Genomic DNA, 3,178 nt, shown 5'->3' on the forward strand with positions numbered 1-3,178 from the left:
ACCGGCGACGACGCTGCACTCCGGTTATGACTTCGATTCTCTCCACCTTGGACACTCCTTTGCACTAGGTCTATGCCTAGGCCTTTGCTTCTACCAAGGTGTCCGGTTTAAATGGGGGCTACTACAGTGACGGGGGAGCCTGTAGCTGAAGATGGCCAGACAACTAAGCCTGTGGAAGTTCGGGGGTCTGATAACGAAAAAAGCCCCTGAAATCAGGGGCTTTTTTGCGGTTGGTGGGTGCGGCGGGAATTGACCCGATGCCGCACGCTCTCGAAGCAACACAGTAAACCACTATTTCCGTCAAATCAGTCGCTTGCGAAAATAGCTTTTCACTGTAAACCACAGCAGACCACTAAGCTGTGGACACTTTGTTGACACCTTTCTTGACCTGCCTCCGTTAGCACCGGGGGAGAAATATAGGCTACTATTTACCTATTCATAGGGAATTGAAAACGTCTAGGTGCTTTTGTGTTTGATGAAATCTCATTTCTGAAACCTCTGGCGGTATTGGCTGCTGTTTTCTTTTTGATCGTCTTTCTAAAGTCATTGCGCTCAAAAAAAACACCTCTACAGTTTCCGTACCAACGCAGCGAACGCCTTATGACTGAGGCTGAAGCTTCTTTTTACCAGGTGCTTGAGCTTGCACTACCGCATGATCGCTACCGTATCTTCGGTAAAGTCAGAGTGGAGGATCTAATATCAGTTAAAACGGGGCTCGATCGGAGTACGTGGCAGTCGGCCCGAAACCGAATCAAAAGCCGGCATATCGATATTGTCATTGTTGAGCGCAAAACCTTTAAGCCCGTTTGGGCGGTTGAGCTGGATGATAGGTCTCACAACTCGGCGAAGACGCATGAGCGCGACTCTTTTTTAAACGCGGCCTTTGACGTTGCGGGGTTGCCTCTTCTCCGGTTTAAAGCCAAACGAAGCTACACTGTTGCAGAGCTTGAGCGAGCTTTAGGGATTGATTCACCTGCATCTCCCAATGACCCATCTGTTGTTTCTAATGGAGAGAGTACAGAACGAAGTCAGGACCCACTTTCTGCTTCTCGTGAGGAGGAGATACCTGAAAGGTTTTGTCCCCGCTGCTATGCTCCGATGACTAGAAAGCTGCTCCGCTCTGGGAAGCATGCTGGAAATGAGGTCATGGCTTGTTCTCGTTATCCAAAATGCCGAAAAGTTTTACCTGTTTCTGAGCCTGATGGTCTTGAGCGTAGCGACGCTTCCCCCAATTAAACCGTTCCCCCTTTAGGAACTGTGATGAATTTCGACTGCTGAGGAGATAAGCAATTGCGCTTTGGTCTGCCTTTTTTACTTTTTATCTGCTTCCAAACTTCCGCATGGGCGTCTTTGGACCAGGTCTCCGAATCCCGTTCTTCGTTGTTGTTGGCATCTGAGATTGAGCACATCTCGAACCGATTAGTGAAAATGGCGGACGAGATGTCTGAAATAGAGGCAAAGGTGCAAGACTTGGATGCCAAAACGGCAGAAATTGATACTCTTTCCGTGAGGTTGGAGCAGATTTCACAACGCCAAACTGATGCGTTAATGGATATCTCTAATGTGGTCGCTAATTCTAACAACGTTCTCGAAGTGGCTAATGCCTCGATTGATAATGCCGGAAATTACTTGGGCTATTCCTCACTCATTCTTGCAGCGCTCGCTATTGGAGCAGCAATCTATGCTCATCTGGCTCAAAGGAGGGCCGAAGAGGCCGATGAACGAATTGTTAGGCAATTGGTTAGCAAGCTTAAAGAGTATAACAATGACAGGGGTACGAACATCATAGATGAGCTAAAACTAGAGATTCGAGAAGAGGTCAGGGATGATCTTACTTCAGAGGTCCAGGAAAGCGCGTCTCTGGCTGTGAACTCTGAAGATTTTGTTGGTACACTGAAAAGGCTGGTGCGCGAAGCCGTTAAAGCTGAGAAAGGTGGCTCGCAAGATACCGAAGATAGTTCGGATGATTCGTACAAATTCAGTTCTGACGGTGAGGGGAGGTAAAATGGAAGACGTTCAAATTGATCGCCTAGAAGAAATCTCTGATCCTCAAGAGCTGCTGGTGTTTCTTGATATCGCTGAACCTCCTGTTGATATTCTTGATGTAGCACAAAAGGTTGGCCTGAAGGTCAGCTCTGAGTTTGATTTCAACCGACTTAGTCACTCTGGTGAAATTGAGTGGTCTGACGATAGAGGTACGGCTGAAGTTTGGGTTAATCCTACCGACAGTAATCTGCGTCGCAGGTTTACGCTCGCTCACGAGCTTGGGCATTACTTTAAGCACATGCTTCCCGCACGTCAGGACTTAGAAAAATCTGAAAGGTTTGTGGATGGAGGCCGTCAGTTCCGTCGTTCAGCAGCTGGTTGTCCTATTGAAGCCGAGGCAAACGCATTCGCAGCTGAGCTCTTGATGCCAGAAAATATGGTGAGAAAGGAGGCGGCTAAAATTGCACGTTTGCACGGCGCGGATGGTAAAAAGCTTTCAATGACTCGCGAAGACTTCATAGAGTCTCTTGCTCGAATTTTTCGCGTATCCACACAAGCAATGAAGTGGAGACTGGTGAATCTCGGCCTGATTGCCCCCTGAGAGGAGTGGTTTGTTATTTAAGTGCTGATAAACTCCTTTCCATTGCAGAATCCTTGATTCACCAGCTCTCCTCTCAGAGACTTTTTTCACATATCTTTAAGATCTTGGAACAGCTCCTCAATTTGGAAATCATTTCCTTGCGAACTTCTGCCTGCGTATCCGAACCACCTGGGCTACCTAAACGCGGTCTACAACCAGCTAAACCGGCTGAACGAAATCGACTTCGACAACCCGATCAGGAATGTTGAGATGATCCGACTGGATGAACGAGAGCTATCGCTATCCTGGCTGACGATCAAGCAGATCCGGCACCTTCTCAAAACAATCGAGGATTTCAGCCAGAATCCACACGTCCAACTTCTGACCAGAATTTGCCTGGCAACAGGTGCCAGGTGGGGAGAGGCTGAGAATCTACAGCTGCGCCACGTCCAGGAAGGAAAGCTTACGTTTGTGAACACCAAGAGCGGCGATTTTCAACCCAGTTGTCCAAATGACCGCGTTTAAGCGGCCAGTTTATTGCGCTCAACTTCCTGCAACTTGCCAGGGTTTAGCGCTACCGGTCCGGTGACATCCCAGTTTCGGGTGCCTCCG

The 3,178-nt window shown here is 48.4% G+C and carries 3 protein-coding genes; all 3 read left to right on the forward strand.

The annotated features are described in order from the left end of the window. The first annotated feature begins 468 nt into the window (after nt 1–468). Genes AC0B60_RS20145 through AC0B60_RS20155 form a run of 3 tightly spaced genes read left to right on the forward strand, consistent with a single transcriptional unit; the run spans nt 469 to nt 2,587 of the window. A complete protein-coding gene (locus AC0B60_RS20145; RefSeq protein ID WP_465087655.1) occupies nt 469–1,236 on the forward strand; it encodes a DUF2726 domain-containing protein in 768 nt (255 codons plus the stop codon). A 54-nt stretch (nt 1,237–1,290) separates the two neighbouring features. Continuing rightward, a complete protein-coding gene (locus tag AC0B60_RS20150) occupies nt 1,291–2,004 on the forward strand; it encodes a hypothetical protein (RefSeq protein ID WP_465087656.1) in 714 nt (237 codons plus the stop codon). 1 nt (nt 2,005) lies between these two features. Further along, nucleotides 2,006–2,587 carry an ImmA/IrrE family metallo-endopeptidase gene (locus tag AC0B60_RS20155; protein WP_465087657.1) on the forward strand — a complete coding sequence of 194 codons (582 nt, stop codon included), beginning with the start codon at nt 2,006–2,008 and terminating at the stop codon, nt 2,585–2,587. Nucleotides 2,588–3,178 lie beyond the last annotated feature (591 nt).

The sequence above is a fragment of the Marinobacter sp. V34 genome, assembly GCF_055524115.1.